Source organism: Acinetobacter sp. Tol 5 (genome assembly GCF_019702905.1).
Taxonomy (GTDB): domain Bacteria; phylum Pseudomonadota; class Gammaproteobacteria; order Pseudomonadales; family Moraxellaceae; genus Acinetobacter; species Acinetobacter bereziniae.
Genome location: NZ_AP024708.1, coordinates 2808234 through 2829234 on the forward strand (window position 1 = coordinate 2808234; position 21001 = coordinate 2829234).

Here is a 21001-nt window from a genome sequence, read left to right on the forward strand (position 1 = left end):
AATCCCAATTAACCTTGAACAGGAACTTTTTGCATCAAAGCTAAAGTTTCAGACTCACCCAATCCTATACGATGCGAAGTAACTGCAACAAATACGGCTTGTACATCATCTGCAATTACAAATGATCTTTTTTCAATAAATGCATGCGCTTGAGCAGCCTTTTTCAATGCCAATACACCACGCGTAGACAACCCATGACGTCCCTTTCTGGTTTCTTCTGCTAAATCAAGTATATAATCAAAAACCAAATCATTAATTGCAATGTTATTGACTATACATTGTAATTGCAGAATCTCTTCTTGTTTAAAAATGGATTGTAAATTTTCGATTAAGTCATGACGAGAATGTTGTTGTAAAAGTAATTTTTCTGCTGAACGTGATGGATAACCTAGGGATAATCGCATTAGAAAGCGGTCTAACTGAGATTCAGGTAGGCTATACGTACCACTTTGAAAAAGTGGGTTTTGTGTTGCAATCACCCAAAATGGCTGTGGCAGTGTATAACGGACACCATCCACTGTGACATTACCCTCTTCCATTGCTTCCAACAATGCACTTTGGGTTTTTGGACTACAACGATTGATTTCATCCGCAAGTAATATTTGAGTGAAAATAGGTCCATACTTAAATTCAAATTGATGTTCTTTTTGATTAAACATATTAATCCCAATCACATCACTGGCCAGCATATCATTGGTAAATTGAATTCGTTGAAAATCAAGCCCTGCTAAACGAGACAAACTGCTGGCTAAAGTCGTTTTACCTAAGCCTGGCAAATCTTCAAAGAGCAAATGCCCTCCAGCCAATAAACTACACAAGGCAAGTTTTGTTTGTTGCTGTTTATCTAAAATGATTTGGTTAATTTGCAGTAAGAACTCATCAACCTTCGGATAATAACGTGATAAGTCTAAATCACTTAATTCGGAATTCTGTTGCAGTGTATTTCCTTGTGTTGTTCCCCAAATCACCTTATTTTCCCCAATCGTAATTTTTTAAGTAATTTGATTAACATACACGTTTTTAAGGGATACTCAAAGTGCAACAATTCATGAATTTCACCACTTGGTTCATTTCGACTAAAAACCGATTCTTATCATTCTTTAAAGATTAATTTAGGGGCTAAATTATGTGTTCATACAAATCTATTTTGAGCATGGTTTAATCTTGATTTTAAATCATCTGCACTTATTGAAAATTCAATATCTGAAACCTCAGCTTGCTTAATCAATTCAATGAGCAATTGATTAATAGGTGCTTGGGTGTTGAGTCGATGTGCTAACTTCACCACCTCACCGTTAATCCAATCAACTTCAGTGCTTCGCCCTGCAATCAAATCATCTTGCATAGACGAACGAGCCAACGGATCAATTTTCAGCATTTTACGACTTAATATTTTAAATAAAATATTCGGCAGACTCATGATTTTAGGAAGCAAATGTGCAGAAATTGCAGTCAACTTTGCAGGCTTGATCTGCGCCAAATCCAGTAAATCAAGTGCTTCTTGTTGCGCCATTGCGAGACATTGACGATATTGCTGATTCGATAATTGTGCTTTTAAAGGTAATTTTGATAAGGCATTAATAGAATTATTTAAGTTAAGTAAAATTTTTGCCCACTGCACAGCAAGCATGTCCTGATCAAATACAATATCTAATTGCGATTTCTGAAAAAGTTGGGCTAAATCTTGTTGTTTGGAAAATTTTTTGACATGAATTGCCCCTGATGTACCTTGATGAAAATGTCCAGATCCCAAGGCAGCCACATTAAAAGGAACCATCCCCGCTAAGATTGTCATATCTGGTAAAAACTGTTTAAGTTCAGCAACATTACTTAATCCATTTTGAAAACTCAGGATATAAGGTCTGTGCTTAAGATCAGCATTACTTTGAACGAATATTTTCTGAAGCGCTTTGGCGACTTGTTCAGTTGCCGCTGATTTAACACAGACAAAAATAATATCAGCATCTAAAGCAATACTCGGATCTTGTGATAATTTTAGTTCATTTGCAGGTATAGATAAGTTATTCCCTAAATAATCCGTAAGTTTCAAACCAGATTTGGATAATTCATCATACATGCGTGGACGGGTCATAAATGTAACGTCTACACCTGATGCAGCCAATCGACCACCAATATAACACCCAATACTTCCCGCGCCATAAATACAAATCTTCATCTCAACATCCCTTTAACAAATATATTTCTATCATTTTTCTGATTCAACATTTTATCTGAGATAATTGAAATGAACTGTCCGCTATCCGACAATTCATAATGTTTATTTCATGGCAATTTGCAATAACGCTTTGCAATCACAATTTACCTAAGTCCACGGAATAAAAATGATAGCGAATATAGTTAAACCGCCTAATAATTCATACAAATATATCACTGTAAATAATTAATATTTAATAACATTTACACCCACTAGAAGATTTTGATCATTCATTTACTTCGCCCTTTTGAATCATAGAAGCACTTGCTATCGTGAGTCGCCATGTTGAGCGAGGGTATGTGAGCAAAAACAAAGCACTGCTTTGTTTGCAGCACAAGATCCCTGTTAAACGAAAGATTTTCGTTACTTTTCATCTCTGAAAAGTAAAGTGTCGCCTACGCAAAACAATTTAAACTTTAGAAGTAAAGCGTGACAGTGCAAGCTTTGGCTCATCAAACAATTTATTGAGCGCTTTAATTTTAATAATTAAGAGAAATGATATTTTACTGTATGAATTTTTCATCAGATTGACTATACCTTAACTAAATCACTATCCAATGAAAAACGGCACCGAAGTACCGTTTTAACTACCATTCAAAACAGCATCAAAGTACTGTTCCATGTGATTACACACTCATCTCAACATGGACACTTTTTCATCGTACCACCAGCACTCGGATAACGAGCATCTACACAGTAACGATGAAAAGTTTTCTCATCCATTGCATCCATATCAGGATGATGCTTTTTCATATGTTCCAAATAGTTTTGATAATCTGGTACACCAACCATCAAACGAAAACTCTGCTGTAAGCGTGTCCACAATGTTGCAATTCTTGACCAATTCTTAGGATTAAAAATTAGATCCTTTTGCGACATGATGGTCATTTTGATGATTTTATAAATTACCGTCTTACCACCTTTGGCGAATTTAAGATTCATCTTACTCACCTCACTTATAAGTCAATTAATGCTTTGCAGACGTGACAACAGTTTCTTCAGGGTCAGCATATACTGCAGGCGCTTCATTAACTGTTGGTGTTGGACTTGCCAATGCACGGCGAATTACCCCAATAGCGGCAACCAGCATTACGACCGCAACAATCATAAAGAATGCACACAATGCTGCATTGATCTGATTCGATAAAACAATCGTTTGCATCTCTTCAAGTGTTTTTGCAGGTTTTAAAATTTCACCCTGAGCAATTGCCGCTGAGAATTTATCTGCTTGTGCCAAGAAACCAATCTTTGGATTTGAATGGAATATTTTTTGCCAACCCGCTGTCATACAAGTAATGAATAAGAAAACTGTAGGTACAATCGTGACCCACACATACTTTTCTTTTTTCATTTTAAATAGAATGACCGTACCAAGAATAAGCGCCATAGCAGCGAGCATTTGGTTACCAATACCAAATAAAGGCCACAAGCTATTGATACCACCCAGCGGATCAACAACACCCTGATACACAAAGAAGCCCCAGCCAGCAACCGCCACCGCTGTACCAATCATGTTTCCAAAGAAGTTATGTGAATTTTTAAGTGCAGGAACAACTATACCCACGGTATCCTGAACCATAAAACGACAAGCACGCGTACCCGCATCAACCGCAGTCAAAATGAACAATGCTTCAAATAAAATCGCAAAATGATACCAGAACGCCATCATCGAACGATTATTAAAAATATCCGTGATGATATGTGCCATACCAATTGCAAATGTTGGTGCACCACCAGTACGAGAAAGAATGGTACTTTCGCCTACTTCTTTAGCCAGTAGACTTAATGTTTCTGGCGTCACTACGAAACCAAGATTACGTACTGCTTCTGCGGCACTTTCTACAGTTGTACCCAATACTGCTGCAGGCGCATTAATCGCAAAGTAAACACCAGGCTCAAGTACAGTTGCACAAATCATTGCCATAATCGCGACAAATGATTCCATGAGCATGCCGCCATAACCAATAACACGAATATTGACTTCGTTATCTACCAGTTTAGGTGTAGTCCCTGAAGAAACTAAGGCATGAAAGCCTGAAATCGCACCACAGGCAATGGTAATAAATAAGAATGGGAACATTGATCCAGCAAAAACAGGACCAGTACCATCAACAAAATGCGTTACAGAAGGCATTTTTAACATCGGCATGGCAACAATGATACCCACTGCCAAACCTGCAATTACACCAATTTTTAAGAAAGTTGATAAGTAATCACGTGGCGCCAATAGCAACCACACAGGTAATACTGAAGCTACAAATCCGTAAATGATCAGTGCCCAAGTCAGTTGAGTCCCAGTTAAAGTAAAGAATGGTCCCCAATAAGGGTCAGCAGCAACATTACCACCATACACAATTGCAGCCATCATCAAAACAAAGCCAATAATCGACACTTCTGCAATTCGTCCAGGGCGGATATAACGCATATATATCCCCATGAACAAGGCAATTGGTATGGTTGCGGCAATACTGAATACGCCCCACGGACTGTGTGCAAGCGCTTTAACCACAACCAATGCCAGTACAGCAAGGATAATGATCATCACCCCCAATGCACCCAGCATCACCACAACACCAGCAAATGAGCCAAGTTCTTGCTTTGCCAGCTCCCCCAATGAACGTCCATCGCGACGTGTTGAGATAAATAGCACCAAGAAATCCTGAACAGCACCCGCTAAGACCACTCCGACTAAAAGCCAAATTGTTCCAGGTAGGTAGCCCATTTGAGCGGCAAGAATAGGTCCAACTAATGGACCTGCGCCTGCGATTGCTGCAAAATGGTGACCAAAAAGCACATACTTATTGGTTGGCACATAATCCAGACCATCAGCTAAACGATGTGCAGGGGTTAACCGTCTCGGATTGAGCTCAAAAACTTTATTGGCGATAAATAAACTATAAAAACGATATGCAATGCTATACACACACACTGCAGCAAGCACCAACCAAACAGCATTGACATGCTCACCTTTACTGACTGCGAGTATTCCAAAAGATACTGCACCAATTATGGCGACAATCACCCAGACCAACTTTGATAAGGGCGATGACTTTGTCTGAATATTTTCCATTAAAACCTCACATCTTGATTACAAAAAGCAGTTCCATTGTTTTTATAAAGCGTAATGCATTTCCGTGTGACTCTTTCCCTGGTGACTCTACTCCTCATTTTTTGTTTTCATCTAAGACTTTGGATGTAAAACTGGTTTGAATATGTACTATTAGCATGACATCACAATGACTTAAACTATTACAATGTTATTTTTATCATTCTTGTCATATTCCGACTATTCGACTCTACTATTAATTATTCTCAGTCGATCTACGACTTTAGTCGGAAATTTATCCATAACTCGCTACTGTCAACGCCCCTAGCTCAACTCAAATTAAAAACAAAAAAAGGGATGATTTTCATCATCCCTCGCATCATCATTGAAAAATGATTAAGCACGCTCTAAGTAGTCACCTGTACGGGTATCTACACGAACGCTTTCTTCTTGCTGTACGAATAATGGAACACGTACCACAGCACCAGTTTCAAGCTTCGCTGGTTTACCGCCACCACCAGAAGTATCACCACGTACACCTGGATCAGTTTCAACGATTTTCAACACCACAAAGTTAGGCGGGCTTACTGTTAATGGCACACCATTAAACAGCATAATGGTACATTTTTCATTTGAATCATCTTTTAACCATTTCGCAGCATCACCCATCGCAACTTTATCAGCAGCAATTTGCTCGAAAGATACAGGATCCATGAAGTTCCACATTTCACCATCGTTGTAAAGGTAATCCATTTCAACTTCAACGATGTCAGCAGCTTCTAATGAATCACCTGATTTGAAAGTTTTTTCTAATACTTTACCAGATTTAAGGTTACGTAATTTTACACGGTTGAACGCTTGACCTTTACCTGGTTTTACATATTCGTTTTCCATGATTGAACATGGGTTACCATCAAGCATAACCTTTAGGCCAGCTTTGAAATCATTTGTAGAATAATAGGCCATGAAAGGCACACTCCAAACTTACTAATTTAAATCTCTAATGTCATGCGATCAACAAATCATCTGATTTGTAATCGGGTCTATTTAACACTTCAAAATCGCTGAATTGCCAACACACCCAGAATGATCACTCTCAACAATAAAGAATGTATTATACATTTTTCGTATTCTAAATGAGCAATACGTCGTGAAGCAATGAAAAATTACCCATGTTCTGTCAGATTGAGGGTAAAATCTCCGATTCATTGTTTTTTTGCACTGATTGACTCTCCTTTCGGTCCGATGTAATGAATCAGCTGTATAGGTTTAGATACAGCTCACAATGTTATTATGTCCAATCTGACAGATTTAATCTGAATAGACATTTGAACCCTTTTCTCCTCCATTGACTATTTATCACACGTGGCATGTTAAATTATTTATATCAAGAGCAAAATTGGCAATCTCAACTCAGTGATTTAGTGACTGATCCACTCGAATTACTTGAACTTCTCACATTGTCGAAAGAACAATTATTGTCTGGTGCAATTCTTGCAACTGCTCAATTTAAATTACGTGTACCTCGAGCGTTTGTTGCAAAAATGGAAAAAGGCAATCCGTTAGACCCCCTTCTTTTACAGGTACTCCCCCATCATCTTGAACTTGAAGAACATGAAGGTTTTGTAACGGATCCATTGGGTGAGGAACAGGCAAATCAAATTCCAGGTGTTTTACATAAATATAGATCACGTTTTTTATTGACCTTAACAGGTGCTTGTGCAGTTCACTGCCGTTATTGCTTCCGTAGACATTTTCCATATCAAGAAAATCTACCTAAAAACGATGATTGGCTGAATATTAAAAACTATTTAGAGCAACATCCAGAAATTAATGAAGTGATTTTAAGTGGGGGGGATCCCCTAACCTTATCAAATCGCAAACTGGCACTCTGGTTAGAACGTCTAGCATCTCTAAGTCAAATTAAAATCCTGAGAATTCATTCACGAGTTCCTATTGTTATTCCTGAAAGAATCGATGAAGAGCTGGTTTCTTTATTGAAAAACAGTAGGCTACGTGTGATTCTAGTGGTACACTCAAATCATCCAGCTGAACTCGATAATTTGACATGTTCAAAACTTGCTCACTTGGCAAAACAAAATATTCTTGTGTTGAATCAAGCCGTTTTACTTAAAGGTGTGAACGATTCTGCACAAACAATCGTTGATTTAAGTCAGCGACTTTTTGAAGCACAAGTTTTACCTTACTATTTACACGTTTTAGATAAGGTCAAAGGTGCATATCATTTTGATTTGGGGGCAGAAAAAATTGATCAGATCTACAAGGATGTATTAGCCAGCTTACCTGGATATCTAGTCCCAAAACTGGTTCGAGAAGTTGCGGGAGAAAATAATAAAACACCGCTGTTTGGAGTCACAACCTTTTAAGAGTTGAAACGCTCATGATAAATAAAGAAATTTCTGAAATTTTTCAAAATATCACGGTTCTACAACGAGAAAGTTTAAGTTTTGCAAATCCCTCTGTAGATTCTGTGAGCGCATGGGTGGCAACGCTCTCAATCATGCAATTGGGCGACACTTCTGAGTCTGTTTTAAATGCGATTTGTGAAATTGCAGAGCTAAACTGTAGTGAAATGCTCCGTTTTGACCTTATTCAGGTGTTGCACCCGATTACGGAAAGCATTCTATCCAGTTTAGAAAAAAGCATTCTGAATCAAGGGCTTTCTCAAACAGATCGAATTGAGCATATCATTGATTTATCTTCCAGAATTCGTACCTATTTTGCCAATGTTTACATCAACATCGTGCAAAGAAGCCATCAAACATTAACATCGAGTAAATTCTCATTTTTTAATTTTAAACAAAAGAGAAATTTGCAAACTGCTCGGACTTTGGCAACATTTTATGCATTAGAACAATTGGGTTTGTTGCTTGTTCAGCAACAAATGATTTATAGCGGTCCTTTAACCCATCAATGGCTTACTACACACCATTTATATGAGCTCGCTGTTAAAAACCAAGAATTCAGCATAAATATCAATCAGCTACAAGGTACACATTTTACTATTCATAATATCCAACAAGCCTATGCACAAGTTTTACTGTTGGATATTTTCAATACGCATCAAATTCGCCCATCTGAAACTCAGGCATTATATCAATGTACATTTGACTGGGTGAAATTGGTCCAAATCTTACCAAGAGAAACCAGTCTTTCTCGTTATATTGTTGATGGTTCTAAAGATATACCACCGATCTATAACCGCAAACAACATGCAAACTTTCATACATCCTTATATATTTCCACGCAAAATTTACTTGAACATATTAATTTAACTATTCATAAAGAAACTGAATATTTATCGAAGAATGAGCAGATTTATTTATCAGCTGCCTTAAAGTTTCATGTACAAAATGTATTAGGAACAACCATTGAGCGTCGTCATGAACGTTATGAATACTCAGCTCAACTGCAAATCTGCTTTAGTTTACAAACAGCACATTTTTATCTATCTAAAGCTAAAAATTTCTATGAAACCCTCAACCTCAATAACAATTATGCTTTTCAGTCGGAATCAAATATTCATTCCTCTATTTCGACAGGTTCAAGTACGGGATCTAATTTAAGTCAGATTAAAAGTTTGGACCGAGAAGCCAAACAAATTTATCAAGCACAAGTACTCGATATTAGTGTCAACGGTTATCGTATTCGCTGGTCAAATGAAGCCCCTCGAAATCTAAGAACGGGGGAATTTATCTTGATCAATGAAAGCCTAAACAATAAATGGAAAGGTGCAATCATCCGCTGGATTAAACAATCGATCCAGAAAACCTATGAAGTCGGTTTAGAGGTTTTAGCACAGGACATCTACCCTTGTGCAGTAAAGGTTCCTGCTGATCGCTCAACGATTAATTATCATCCATGTCTCATGGTACAGGTACCAAATCTAAATGAATCAAATACTTCAATTATTTTGCCAAACTTACCTTTTTTTAAAGAACAGCAAGCAATTTATCTGCGTTTAGATACTGATGAAATTAAGGTGTATTTAACGAAAACATTGTTAATTACCCAAAGTTTTGTTCAGTTTGAATTTGAGTTGATCAATGATGAAGAAAATCATCGTATTGAACAATTCATTCAACTCCAATCAACCAATTTGAATAATCAAGATGTATGGGAAGCTTTAAAGTGAGAAATTTATTATTATCGAAAAAATTAAAACTCTCGGAAACTAGATTACTTATTATTGATGACAATCAAATTCGCTATAATGAAATTATCAATTTATTTCAAAGCAAAAATCATCAAGTACAGGCGATTTTACTTGATGAGTTAAAAAGCTTTGAAAAACAACTTAATACATCGTGGGATTTAATTATTTTTGGTCGCGCTTACGATATTAAGATTGAGCAAGCGGTCACCCTTATTCAGGCTTCTGCGGAAATTGATATCCCTGTTTTATTGCTAAAACCTGAAGATTATCAACATAGCCAATATCAATCATATATACAAAAAGGTATCTATGATGTTGTAAACCTAGAATATACTGAACGTTTTTATATCAGTTTAATTAGAGCACTCTCCTATAGCCGCACACTACAAAGCAAGCAACATTTATTGACAGATCTTGAAAGTGCAAAAAATCAGGCACAAGCTTTGGTTGAAGAACAACATAAAGCTGTCGCACTGATTCAAGAAGGTATTCACACTCAAGCCAATGATGAATATCTAAAATTATTCGGTCTAAAAGATGAGAATGAAATCATTGGCTTACCTTTATTGGATATTTTACAACCTCAAAATATCAACGATTTCAAACAACGTTTTAAAAAGATTTCCCAAGGACAATTTGATTTAGCACGTTTTGAAATCGATACACTCAATAAAAATGCCAAATCTGAAAATCCTTTGAAGATTGAATTTCTTCCTTCCAATGAAGAAGATTGTATTCAAATTACCATTGAAACGCATTCTGTCTCTCAAAAAACATCTACTCAATCCAGCGAATCGAGCAAAAAAGCGATTAGCCCTGTCGTCAACAGTTTGCAACAAATCCAATATGCGCTGATTAATCAACCCGCCAATGCCAATGCGCTGGTATTATTTAGTTTTGCAGCTTGTCCTGATCATATTTTGTTATCCAATTGGAAAACTGCGATTCAGTATTTAGATGGCTTTAAAAGTTTTATTAAAGAACAGACCAATACAACAGTCTATCAAATTGACATGTTGCTATATGCGGTGATTTTACAAGCAGAATCAGATGCCATTTTAGAGTCACGTATTCATGGTCTACAAGCTTTAGAAAAACCTCAATTACTTGAAATTGATGGAACGACTTATCCATTAAGCATCAAAATTGGTTATACCAACATTCAACAAAATAGCTTTAATGAAAGCAACTTTAGTGATGTTTTAGAACAAGCCTATGATCATCGTCTAAGCAAAAAAGGCTCTGTTTCTGAACAACAATTAACAGCAACATTACAAGATACTAAAATTGAATTGTCTTTAGTTGAACCTGCTTCAACTCCTGTAGAACCACTTCAACTTGAACGCAACTCACTTCAATTAGAGCCAAAGCCGCAACCAGATCCTGCACCAACACATCAAGATACTGCTGCCCAAGATATACAAGCCAAACCAATTTTCAAAAATGCACCGATCCTAGAACAGATCATGCAATCTCTCGACAAAGGTGAAATTCAGCTTAAATATCAACAGCTTTATGATAAGCATGATAGTAGTCTTAATACTTATGAAGTCACAAGTGGTTTTATTTTTGAAAATCAATGGAAAAAAGTTAGCAATTTAATTGAACTCGATGACGATATTGAACTGTCAATTAAACTTGATCGCTGGATTTTAGTGGAAGCCTGCAAGCAACTTCATAACTTTATTACTCAATATCCACAAGCAAAATTAATTGTTAATTTGAATCGACATGTATTATTCCACGATAAGCAATTTCCAGAGCTTATTTCTAAACTCCTAACCATTGTTGGCAGCCGTCAATCACATCCATTGATTCTACAGTTTGACGAAGAAGATATTGCAAAAAGTATTCTCGAGACACAAAAGCAATTTGCAATTCTACGCGACCACGGTGCTGAGATTTCAATCCGTCGCTTTGGCTCAAGCATTTCCAGCGAAACGATATTAAAACAGTTAGATGTCAGTCTATTAACGCTGGATGAGAAATTCACGCAGAAGCTAAATAGTGATACGACCATGGCTCAATTTCAGCAGACACTTGAAAAGTATCAAACCATTAAACCTGTGGAAATGCTGCTTAAAAACCTAAATGATATGAGTTTATTCGCAAATGCTTGGAATGTTGATGTTCGATTCTTACAAGGTGAATATTTCCAGAAAAAACTCGATCATCTAACCGATGTTCAAGATCAATAAATAATGTTTATTTAAGATTGAGTATAGGGGTTCAATACTCAATCTTTTATACATCAATCTTTCATTGATCATAGACACAAAAAAACGGGCAAAAGCCCGTTTTTTTATGTTTTGTCGTATTAACGCTTAACAGAGCGTGACATACCAGCAAAACGTTGTTTGAACTTATCGATACGACCGCCAGTATCAACATTCTTCTGTTTACCAGTATAGAATGGATGGCAAGCTGAACATACGTCTAGGTAAATCGTTTCTTTACCTAAAGCAGAACGGGTTTCGATAACGTTACCACATGAACAAGTAGCAACTAATTTTTCGTATTTTGGGTGAATATCGGCACGCATGGTCGATTCTCCTAAGTTAAGAAAGGTTTAGCTGTCATCGCAATTAACCACTCTCAAACATCTAAAAAAGCTTTGAGGAAGGCTGAACATCTTCAGCAGGTTAACACCACAACAGACCATTTCTTTTGGCCCACCGAGACTATAAGTGTCAGAGCTAAGCACAACAAGTGGGCAACATTATACGTGATAAATATTTCGATTGCGATCTATTTTCAACAATTTGATTAAATTTACTCGCCTGAATGTTGCTGTTTAGACCAATAGTTTGCAATGACTCCACAGACCATTAACTGAATCTGATGAAAAATCATGATCGGCAATACGATCATACCTAAGGGTTGACCAATAAATAAAATTTGTGCCATCGGTACACCACTGGCGAGAGTTTTCTTCGAACCACAGAAGAAAATAGAGATTTGATCTGCCTGACTAAAGCCCAACCACTTTGGAATGTATAAGGCTAATAGCATAATCGCAGTCAATAAAACCGAGCAAGCCAATACCAAATAGATTAATGTGGTTAAGCTGACTTGATGCCATAGCCCCGCAACAACTGCCCCACTAAATGCGCCGTACACCACCATTAAAATAGAACCTTGGTCAAAAACTTTGACAATTTTTGGCATTTTTTGCATTAAAGGAAATACATAAGGACGCAAAACCTGTCCAAGAATAAAAGGCACCAACAGCAATAAGGTAATTTCAATGATCGATGAAGTTGGATCGTAATTGTGCTTCGATTGTCCAAATATAAACAAGCTGACTAAAATTGGAGTAATAAACATCCCGATTAAATTTGAAAATGATGCACTACATACTGCTGCCGCCACATTACCTTTTGCCACCGAAGTAAATGCAATGGATGATTGCACCGTGGATGGTAAAAAGCACATGAACAGAAAGCCCCAATACAATTGTTGACCCAATATAGGTTCAAGTACGGGTTTAACCATCAACCCCAATACAGGAAATACAATAAATGTGATCGCAAAGACCAAAGCATGTAATTTCCAGTGCAGAATACCTTCAACCACAGCTTCACGAGATAGCTTTGCCCCATGTAAAAAAAACAAAACTGCAATTGCGATTGTGGTAACTTTACCAAAAATAGCGGCTGCTTGACCTGAAATGGGTAAAAATGAAGCTAAAAGCACCATTGCTACCAACAGTATCGTAAAGCGATCTAATGCCAATAGTTTCAACATTTTCATAAGCAACTTCCTGTATTTAAAATATGAAAAAGCTCAGTAGTTTAATTTTACTTTGAGGTAAAATTCAATCTTACTGAGCTCCAAAAATAAAGCTACTAATTTGGCTAAATGTTCACTATTTATTTACGACACATATCAACTTAATTTAACACACTGTTAGGTGATTAATTGTTTCTTGCATTTTGATCTTGTTGGATTAATTCAATTTTATAGCCATCTGGATCTTCAACAAAGGCTATTACAGTTACTCCACCTTTCATTGGTCCAGCCTCACGCACAACATTTCCACCACGTGCCTTAATCTCTTCACATGCTTTATATGCATCTTCAACACCAATCGCAATATGTCCATAAGCATTGCCTAACTCATAGCTTGCAGTGTCCCAGTTATGGGTGAGTTCCAATACAGTATTATGCTCTTCATCACCATAGCCGACAAAAGCAAGGGTAAAACGCCCTTCTTCATAGTCACGTTTACGAAGTAATGTCATACCGAGAACTTCAGTATAGAACGCCAAAGACTGTTCCAAATTGCCTACGCGTAACATGGTATGTAGCATGCGCATGATTGATTGTCCTATTAAATCAGATATTGCCTGTCAATATAGGCAATACTGTTCGATTTTTCAATTTTTACCAATTTAGCAAGATTAAAGCACATATCAGATGAATGAAGTTTGACCACAAACTGACTTTTTTACTGAGTCCAGCCTCAAATGAAGTTTTGCTTTGCCCCTTAATTTAAACTTCCATACGGTATAAATTGCCTTTCACTTTCGATTTGTCAATCTCAATAAAAAAACCTATTTTATCTTCACGATAAAATAGGTCATTTTCCAAAACATTCCATCAAATTGAGCAATAGGAATAAGTCGTTTTAATCTTGCGTCTCTCTTAATTGATGTTCTCTTAATAACTTTGCCACCCACAATACCAACAATAAAATTGGGATACCAATTAAGGTGGTCATTAAGAAAAATTTTGGATAGCCGATATTGGTGACAATGGTTCCAGAATATCCACCTAATATTTTAGGCGTTAAGGTCATTAACGAACTAAAAATTGCATATTGAACAGCAGTGAATGACACACTCGTTAAACTAGACAAGAATGCAATAAAGGCAGCACCTGCTAACCCTGAAGCTAAATTATCCACCACAATCGCAAAATACAACCATCCTGAGCTATATTGCTCAATCACCTTACCTTTAATTTCAACAGATGTATTGGTATCTGCTTTCACCACAGGAACAGGTTGAATATCAACGTCAATATCTACTTTTTTCTCAGTCAATTGATAGCGCTGATCAGTGTAAAGCGATGTTTTTGGATTTTTATAATTGACGACTGCAATGATCGTTTTAGATGCTGATGCTTGTAAATCTTTTCCATCGATCGTCCCACTAAACAAACCATCTTTGTCCAGTTTAGCAGGATAAGTTTTAGCATCCAGTTTTAAAGTAATCGGTTTATCTTCTTGAAGATCAGTAAGTTTCAACCCAACTGTTTGACCTTTAATCACAATACTTTGCTTGGACTCGGCAGCAGTTAAGCTATTATCGCTAGTGACCGGAAATAATTTGATTTGGGTAGTACCATTGTCAATTAAATAAGGCACTGTATATTGCTGAGCTACTGTTTGATCTGCTAGAGCGGCATCGATACGTAATGTTTTAGTTTGAACCAAATCTTGGCTTGGTATTGTGACTTTCCAGTACCCCACCTCATCAGGCGTTGCTTGAAAAGTTTTATCAGCAACATGGATTTGAACCGCTTGCATCGGCGCGCCAGACTTCACCAAACCAATAAAAATCAAGTTAGTTGAACTTGCCAGAACCGCTCCAACAAACATTAATTTCATAATGTTCATACGTTGTGCAAGTAATCCACCAAGAAAACCACCCAGTAAGCTAAAAATTACACCATATATTTTAACAGCTTCAGCAATTTGTTCTTTGGTAAAGTTGAGATCTTGATAAAAAACGTTTGAAATAACGCCTGCAATAATGTCTGAAATTCGATAAAAACCAATAAGCAACAATAAAACCAATGCCAACTTTAAACCATAACGTTTAAAAAAGTCTGCGATCGGATTCACCCATGTTTCATAAGCCATCTGTTGATTGACAACCCCCAATCGAATCAACACAGATGCAACAAACACAGCCCCAGCACCTGATCCCAAAAACCGCACAGCTTCCATTAAAAATTTAAGAAAACTATCTTCAATTTTCCAAATTGATTGCAGGTATTGAATGAGGTCATCTGAATAAATATAAAAACATACAAAGCTTGCAACCGCTAAAACAAATACAAGAACCAGACGATAATAATCAATATTCTTATAGTGCTTATCAACACGGTTAACCTGTGGTTCACGGATCAAAAGTGTGGTAACTAACCCTACAACCATGACAACAGCCATCGTTAAATATGTATATTTCCATGCCTCATAAATATAATTGCCTTTTGCTGTTCCTAATGACGCAGCTAAAAACAGTGCACCAGCACCTGCAACAATCATCCCCAAACGGTAACCCGCATTATAGGTGGATGCCAGTACAGTTTGCATTTCAGTTTCAGCTAACTCAATTCGATAGGCATCGATAACAATATCTTGGGTTGCAGCGGAGAAGCCTAGCAATACAGCACCCACAGCCATTTGGTAAATATAACTTTGACCCAATGCTGGATCTGAAAATGCCATAATACAAATTGCACAAATAATCAGTAATTGTGCGATCAACAGCCAAGCTCGTCGACGACCCAATTTTTTCGTTAAAACAGGTACTGGCAGTTCATCAATCAATGGCGCCCAAACGAATTTAAAAGAATAGCCCAAAGCTGCCCAACTAAAAAAAGTAACAGCACTTTTTTCAATTCCAGCCTCTCCCAGCCATAGAGATAAACTCGAAAAAATCAATAAAATCGGAATACCTGCTGAAAAACCAAGAAATAGCATGATTGCAGCGCGGCGGTCTAAAAATGCAGCAAAAGCAGATTTCCATCCATTTTTCGCGGTTGAATTCTGCTCAGACGATTGCTGAGATAGTTGCGTTGTCATTGCGTTGTTATTTTCTGAAAAATGAAATAATGCTATTCAACCTTTTAATGCTTAGAGTTTCAATCACTTTTATGCAACTAAGGTCGCCTTTTACAGATATTTCCGCTATAGATGCTTGATCTTTACCCCCAATCCTGTATACCTTAAAGCTTTCAACCCATATAAGTTTTGGATTTCACCTGTGACCCAAAGACACGATCAATTAAGCTCTACCGCTGTTTCAAATACTCACACTGCAAGCCTAATACAAAAAACTGAAACCCATTTTCCATCTGCTTTTGATCAAACGGAAATTCAAAATACCTTGACACTCACAGCCCTAAAACCTGAACAACTGACGCATATCCCAGATCTCTCCAAGATTCCTTCTTCAACCAGAAGAATCAAACCCTTAAACAATTTTTTGGGTCAAGATCGTGCTAAAGCCTCTGTTGAGGCAGGTATTGCCCTACCTTATTCTGGCTATAATATTTTTGCTGTAGGTACAGCAGGACTAGGCAAACGTACCATGATTAAACGTTTGCTTCAGCAACATGCCAAAGCGATGCAAACACCAGATGATTGGGTATATGTCTATAATTTTAAAAATGCACGCCAACCTATTGCATTACGCTTTCAAGCTGGGCAAGCCAACAAATTCCAAACACTGCTACATCAAACTTGGCAAACCATCCTTAAGCAGCTTGAACGTCGTTTTAGTGCAGAAACCTATCATAACCGTATCGAACGCATTCGCCAGATTACAGGCAATGAGCAACAGCTTGCATTAGTTGAACTGACCAAAGAAGGTGAAGATCTCGACTTAAAGCTAGTCAATCGAAACGACGAACATATTTTTGTACCCATCCATGTCAAAGATGACAAAGTATTGGAAATGTCACAAGAAGACATTAATGCACTTGATAGCAAACAACGTGCAGAAATTAACTCCAATATGCGTTATATGGATAAAAAGCTGGAACGCCTCGGTCTGCAATTAGGTGATCTTGAAGATGACGCACGTGATCAAGTTTCTGAACTCAATCGTGATATTGCCAAGCAAGTGGTGCTTCCTCGTATCGAACAGATTCTCAATAAATTCAAAACAGTGCATGGATTAGAGCAATATTTAAAGCTTTTTGCGGCTGATATTATTGACAATGTTGAAACAATTTTAGATCAAGAAGGCGAAGAATTTTCTCCATCGCTCTTTAATCGCGTCCCTTCCAGATACCAAGCCAATGTTGTGGTGAGCAACAAACCAAACTCTGGTGCACCTGTAATTTTTGAAGACTTCCCTACCCATTACAATTTACTTGGGCATGTGGAGCAACTCACACAAAACGGAACCATTACCACAGATTTCACGCTGATTCGTCCAGGTTCATTGCACCAAGCCAATGGTGGTTTCTTAATCTTGGAAGCTGAACAACTCTTAGAACAGCCATATGCATGGCAAGGATTAAAACGTGCTTTAAAATCAGGTCAGCTCAAACTGTCATCTTTAGAACATATGCTGACTTTGACAGGAAGTATTTCTATAGAACCTGCTTCAATTCCACTCAACCTTAAAGTAGTTTTACTCGCTGAACCAGAAATATATTATGAAATTTTAGAAGTAGAACCTGAGTTAGGCAGTGTCTTTAAGATTCGTGCAGATTTTACTGATACCTTGCAACGAAATGATGACAATGAACAAGCCTACATGCAGTTGATTGCAGACTATGTTCAACAAGACAAGTTATTACCTTTTGATCGCTCAGCTTTGGCTGCTTTACTTACAGACTCTAGCCGTCAAGCAGAAGACCAAAGTTCTCTGTCATTACATGCATTGACTTTAGGAGATTTGATCCGTGAGTCACACCATCACGCTGCACAATCGGATGAAAAGCTCGTAACCTCACATCACATCAACACGGCACTCAAACATCGTCAGTATCGCTTAGGTTATTTAAGAGAACTATATTGGCAAGACCTTTCCCGTGGCACACAGCTGATTGAAACGCGTGGACATCGTTTAGGTCAAATCAATGCCTTATCTGTGATCCAATATGCGGATGTTGAATTTGGCTTACCATCACGTTTAACTGCTTCAGTATACCAAGGTGGTGGTGATATTCTTGATATTGAGCGTAGTGTTGAGTTAGGCGGCTCTTTACATGCAAAAGGCGTTTTGCTCATGTCCAGCTTCCTTAAAGCGCACTTTGGACGTGAACAAATCCTTCACTTCTCTGCGGCACTTGCCTTTGAGCAAAGTTATGGACAAGTCGATGGTGATAGCGCTACGGTTGCTGAGTTGTCAGCTTTAATCTCTGCAATTTGCCAATTGCCAATTGATCAATCTTGGGCAATTACAGGTTCAATGAACCAATTGGGTCAAGTACAACCTATCGGTGGGGTTAACGCAAAAATCGAAGGTTTCTTTGATGCATGTAAACTGCAAGGTTTGACTGGAAAGCAAGGCGTCATTATTCCACGTCAAAATATGCAACATTTAATGCTACGTCAAGACGTTATAGATGCAGTAAATCAAAATCAATTCCATATTCATGCCATAGACACGATTGATCAGGCATTGGAAATTTTAATGGCTCGTCCAGTCGGCAGTTTGGATAAAAAGGGACGCTATACCAAAGGTTCTATCTATGCTGCTGTGATGGCTCAACTTGAATATTGGCAAGCACTTGAGGATGGTGTTGAAATCGAAGAAAAACCAAAGAAAAAGAAAAAAAAGAAGGATAAAAAAGCCAAGAAAATTGAGATTGATCCTGCATTATTAACTGATGATGCCGCAGACCTTGTAACTCAGCAAAATAAATGCAAGTAAAACCCATACAAGCTAAGCTTGATGAACCCCCTAAATTGGGGCTTCATCTATTATCTTGCAACATTAGGCAATAAAAAAGCACCTTACGGTGCTTTCTTTGCATCAGTGGCTTATTTTGCTTCTGGTGCTGGGCTATATTGTTCAATCAATGGTTTTAATTCACCATTTTGGAACATTTCTAGCATGATATCGCTACCGCCAATCAACTCACCATTGATCCACAATTGTGGGAATGTAGGCCAATTTGCAATTTGTGGCAAAGTTGCACGAATATCTGGATTTTCCAAGATATTTACATAAGCAAATGGACGACCAATTTGGCTAAGTGCCTCTACTGCACGAGCAGAGAAACCACATTGTGGGAATTGTGGTGTACCTTTCATATAAAGAAGTACAGCATGTTTAGCAATTTGGTCGCGAATTAACGCTTCTGTATCACGCGCTTGTTCAGTCATTGATTAAATCCTCAACTCATCTGCCTGCATTATACCTAAATCCACAATAAAGAGTATGTCTAGACGATTATTTCCAATTTTATTTACATTTAGGCTTTAAATCTTCCGCATATTTTGGTTAGATAATCCTTTCTTTTCCCTCCTAACAGATAAGAGTTAGTCATGAACAACATTACCCTTGCTCCGGTACAAACTGATCAACCTTCACATTTGATGCCTGTATTCAGCCGTCAACCGATCAGCTTTGTTCGAGGGCGAGGTTCTTATCTTTATACTGAGGATGGAACTGAATATCTTGATGCATTAACAGGTATCGCTGTCTGTGGTCTTGGTCATGCACATCCTGTATTGGCTGAGGCAATCGCTGAACAAGCTGCAACACTTATCCATACCAGTAATATTTATGAAGTCCCTTGGCAAACAGCAGCTGCACAAAAGCTGGCTGAAGTTTCAGGTATGGAAGAAATCTTTTTCTCAAATAGTGGTGCTGAATCCAATGAAGGTGCAATTAAAATTGCGCGCAAATTTGGTCACTTACAAGGCATCGCCAATCCTAAAATTATTGTAGCAGATCATTCATTCCATGGTCGTACACTTGCCACACTCTCTGCAACAGGCAATAAGAAAGTACAAGAAGGTTTTGCACCTTTGGTTGATGGTTTCATTCGTGTACCTTTTGGAGATGTAGAAGCGATTGAAGAAGCAGCAATTAATCATCCTGATATTGTGGCAATTCTGGTTGAACCGATTCAAGGCGAAGGTGGTGTAAATACTGCCCCTCAAGGCTTTAGTTATCTTGAAGATATTCGTGCTATTTGTAACCAACACAATTGGTTAATGATGTTAGATGAAGTGCAGACTGGTAATGGTCGTACTGGTCAATATTTTGCTTATCAACACACCAATATTGTTCCTGATGTTTTAACTACGGCAAAAGGTCTAGGCAATGGCTTCCCGATTGGTGCAGTAATGACTCAAGGTCGTGGGGTTGGTGTTTTGACTGCTGGAAATCATGGTTCGACTTATAGTGGTACACATTTAGGTTCACGTATTGTGTATACCGTGATTGATTTAATCCAAAAAGAAAATATCATGTCCAATGTGAATGAAATTGGCACTTATTTGGTGGATCAGTTCCGCATTCAGCTTGCAGCACAAAATGTGATTGTCCGTGGTTTCGGTATGATGATTGGGATTGAACTTCCAAAAGACTGTGGTGAATTGGTGAATATTGCCCGTGATGAACATCATTTAATTATCAATGTGACTTCTGGCAATGTAGTTCGCTTATTACCTGCATTAAATATGAATCGCCAACAAGCTGATGACCTCCTACAACGCTTAGTTCCTGCAATTCAGAAATTTCTTGGATAAGACTGTTTTTAAATATCATTTAAGGAGATTAAGTTTATGATCTCCTTAAATCCAAATTTCAAATATAGAAAAGCCGCTTTAAAGCGGCTTTTTTATTCAAACTTATTAGAA

Annotated in this window: 15 protein-coding genes; 5 read left to right on the top strand and 10 right to left on the bottom strand. The window is 37.7% G+C overall.

The features are described 5' to 3' along the window. Positions 1 to 8: 8 nt before the first annotated feature. The 5 genes from TOL5_RS13085 to efp all read right to left on the bottom strand — a co-directional run bounded on the left by TOL5_RS13085 (position 9) and on the right by efp (position 6227). Positions 9 to 968 carry an AAA family ATPase gene (locus TOL5_RS13085; RefSeq protein ID WP_151781084.1) on the bottom strand — a complete coding sequence of 320 codons (960 nt, stop codon included), beginning with the start codon at positions 966 to 968 and terminating at the stop codon, positions 9 to 11. 164 nt (positions 969 to 1132) lie between these two features. Next, positions 1133 to 2176: a 2-dehydropantoate 2-reductase gene (locus TOL5_RS13090; protein WP_151781085.1), complete on the bottom strand. Its 1044-nt coding sequence runs from the start codon at positions 2174 to 2176 to the stop codon at positions 1133 to 1135. A gap of 678 nt (positions 2177 to 2854) precedes the next feature. Then, entirely contained in the window at positions 2855 to 3157 is a 303-nt protein-coding gene (locus TOL5_RS13095) for a YbdD/YjiX family protein (protein ID WP_004831204.1), read from the bottom strand. A gap of 25 nt (positions 3158 to 3182) precedes the next feature. Next, positions 3183 to 5285, bottom strand: a complete 2103-nt coding sequence (locus TOL5_RS13100) for a carbon starvation CstA family protein (RefSeq protein WP_151781086.1) — start codon at positions 5283 to 5285, stop codon at positions 3183 to 3185. A gap of 372 nt (positions 5286 to 5657) precedes the next feature. After that, on the bottom strand, positions 5658 to 6227 hold the full coding sequence (gene efp, locus TOL5_RS13105; protein ID WP_004831207.1) for an elongation factor P: 570 nt from the start codon (positions 6225 to 6227) through the stop codon (positions 5658 to 5660). A gap of 404 nt (positions 6228 to 6631) precedes the next feature. Here efp and epmB point away from each other — a divergent pair, with 404 nt between their 5' ends. From epmB to TOL5_RS13120, 3 genes are read left to right on the top strand one after another with little or no spacing between them, the layout of a single operon-like run. Further along, positions 6632 to 7648, top strand: a complete 1017-nt coding sequence (epmB, locus tag TOL5_RS13110) for an EF-P beta-lysylation protein EpmB (protein WP_151779804.1) — start codon at positions 6632 to 6634, stop codon at positions 7646 to 7648. Between the two features lie 14 nt (positions 7649 to 7662). After that, a complete protein-coding gene (locus TOL5_RS13115) occupies positions 7663 to 9417 on the top strand; it encodes a hypothetical protein (protein ID WP_004831209.1) in 1755 nt (584 codons plus the stop codon). Beyond that, positions 9399 to 11636, top strand: a complete 2238-nt coding sequence (locus TOL5_RS13120; RefSeq protein WP_151781087.1) for an EAL domain-containing protein — start codon at positions 9399 to 9401, stop codon at positions 11634 to 11636. The genes TOL5_RS13115 and TOL5_RS13120 overlap by 19 nt, the downstream gene beginning before the upstream one ends. 119 nt (positions 11637 to 11755) lie before the next feature. Here the strand turns inward: TOL5_RS13120 and rpmE are convergent, their stop codons facing one another. From rpmE to TOL5_RS13140, 4 genes are all read right to left on the bottom strand, one after another. Continuing rightward, positions 11756 to 11980, bottom strand: coding sequence for a 50S ribosomal protein L31 (rpmE, locus tag TOL5_RS13125; RefSeq protein WP_004831212.1), 225 nt, complete (start codon positions 11978 to 11980; stop codon positions 11756 to 11758). 230 nt (positions 11981 to 12210) lie between these two features. Further along, complete coding sequence (locus tag TOL5_RS13130) at positions 12211 to 13191, bottom strand: bile acid:sodium symporter family protein (RefSeq protein ID WP_151781088.1); 981 nt, start codon at positions 13189 to 13191, stop codon at positions 12211 to 12213. A 164-nt stretch (positions 13192 to 13355) separates the two neighbouring features. Further along, complete coding sequence (gene gloA, locus TOL5_RS13135; protein WP_004831214.1) at positions 13356 to 13757, bottom strand: lactoylglutathione lyase; 402 nt, start codon at positions 13755 to 13757, stop codon at positions 13356 to 13358. 311 nt (positions 13758 to 14068) lie between these two features. Next, the gene (locus TOL5_RS13140; protein WP_151781089.1) at positions 14069 to 16255 is read right to left on the bottom strand and encodes an AmpG family muropeptide MFS transporter; all 2187 of its coding nucleotides are present in this window, start codon (positions 16253 to 16255) and stop codon (positions 14069 to 14071) included. 181 nt (positions 16256 to 16436) lie between these two features. Here TOL5_RS13140 and TOL5_RS13145 point away from each other — a divergent pair, with 181 nt between their 5' ends. Then, complete coding sequence (locus tag TOL5_RS13145) at positions 16437 to 19061, top strand: Lon protease family protein (protein ID WP_151781090.1); 2625 nt, start codon at positions 16437 to 16439, stop codon at positions 19059 to 19061. A gap of 110 nt (positions 19062 to 19171) precedes the next feature. Here TOL5_RS13145 and grxD read toward each other — a convergent pair whose 3' ends face one another. Continuing rightward, entirely contained in the window at positions 19172 to 19516 is a 345-nt protein-coding gene (gene grxD, locus TOL5_RS13150) for a Grx4 family monothiol glutaredoxin (RefSeq protein ID WP_004831217.1), read from the bottom strand. A gap of 162 nt (positions 19517 to 19678) precedes the next feature. Here grxD and TOL5_RS13155 point away from each other — a divergent pair, with 162 nt between their 5' ends. Continuing rightward, positions 19679 to 20890, top strand: a complete 1212-nt coding sequence (locus TOL5_RS13155) for an aspartate aminotransferase family protein (protein ID WP_009587226.1) — start codon at positions 19679 to 19681, stop codon at positions 20888 to 20890. The last annotated feature ends 111 nt before the right edge of the window (positions 20891 to 21001 follow it).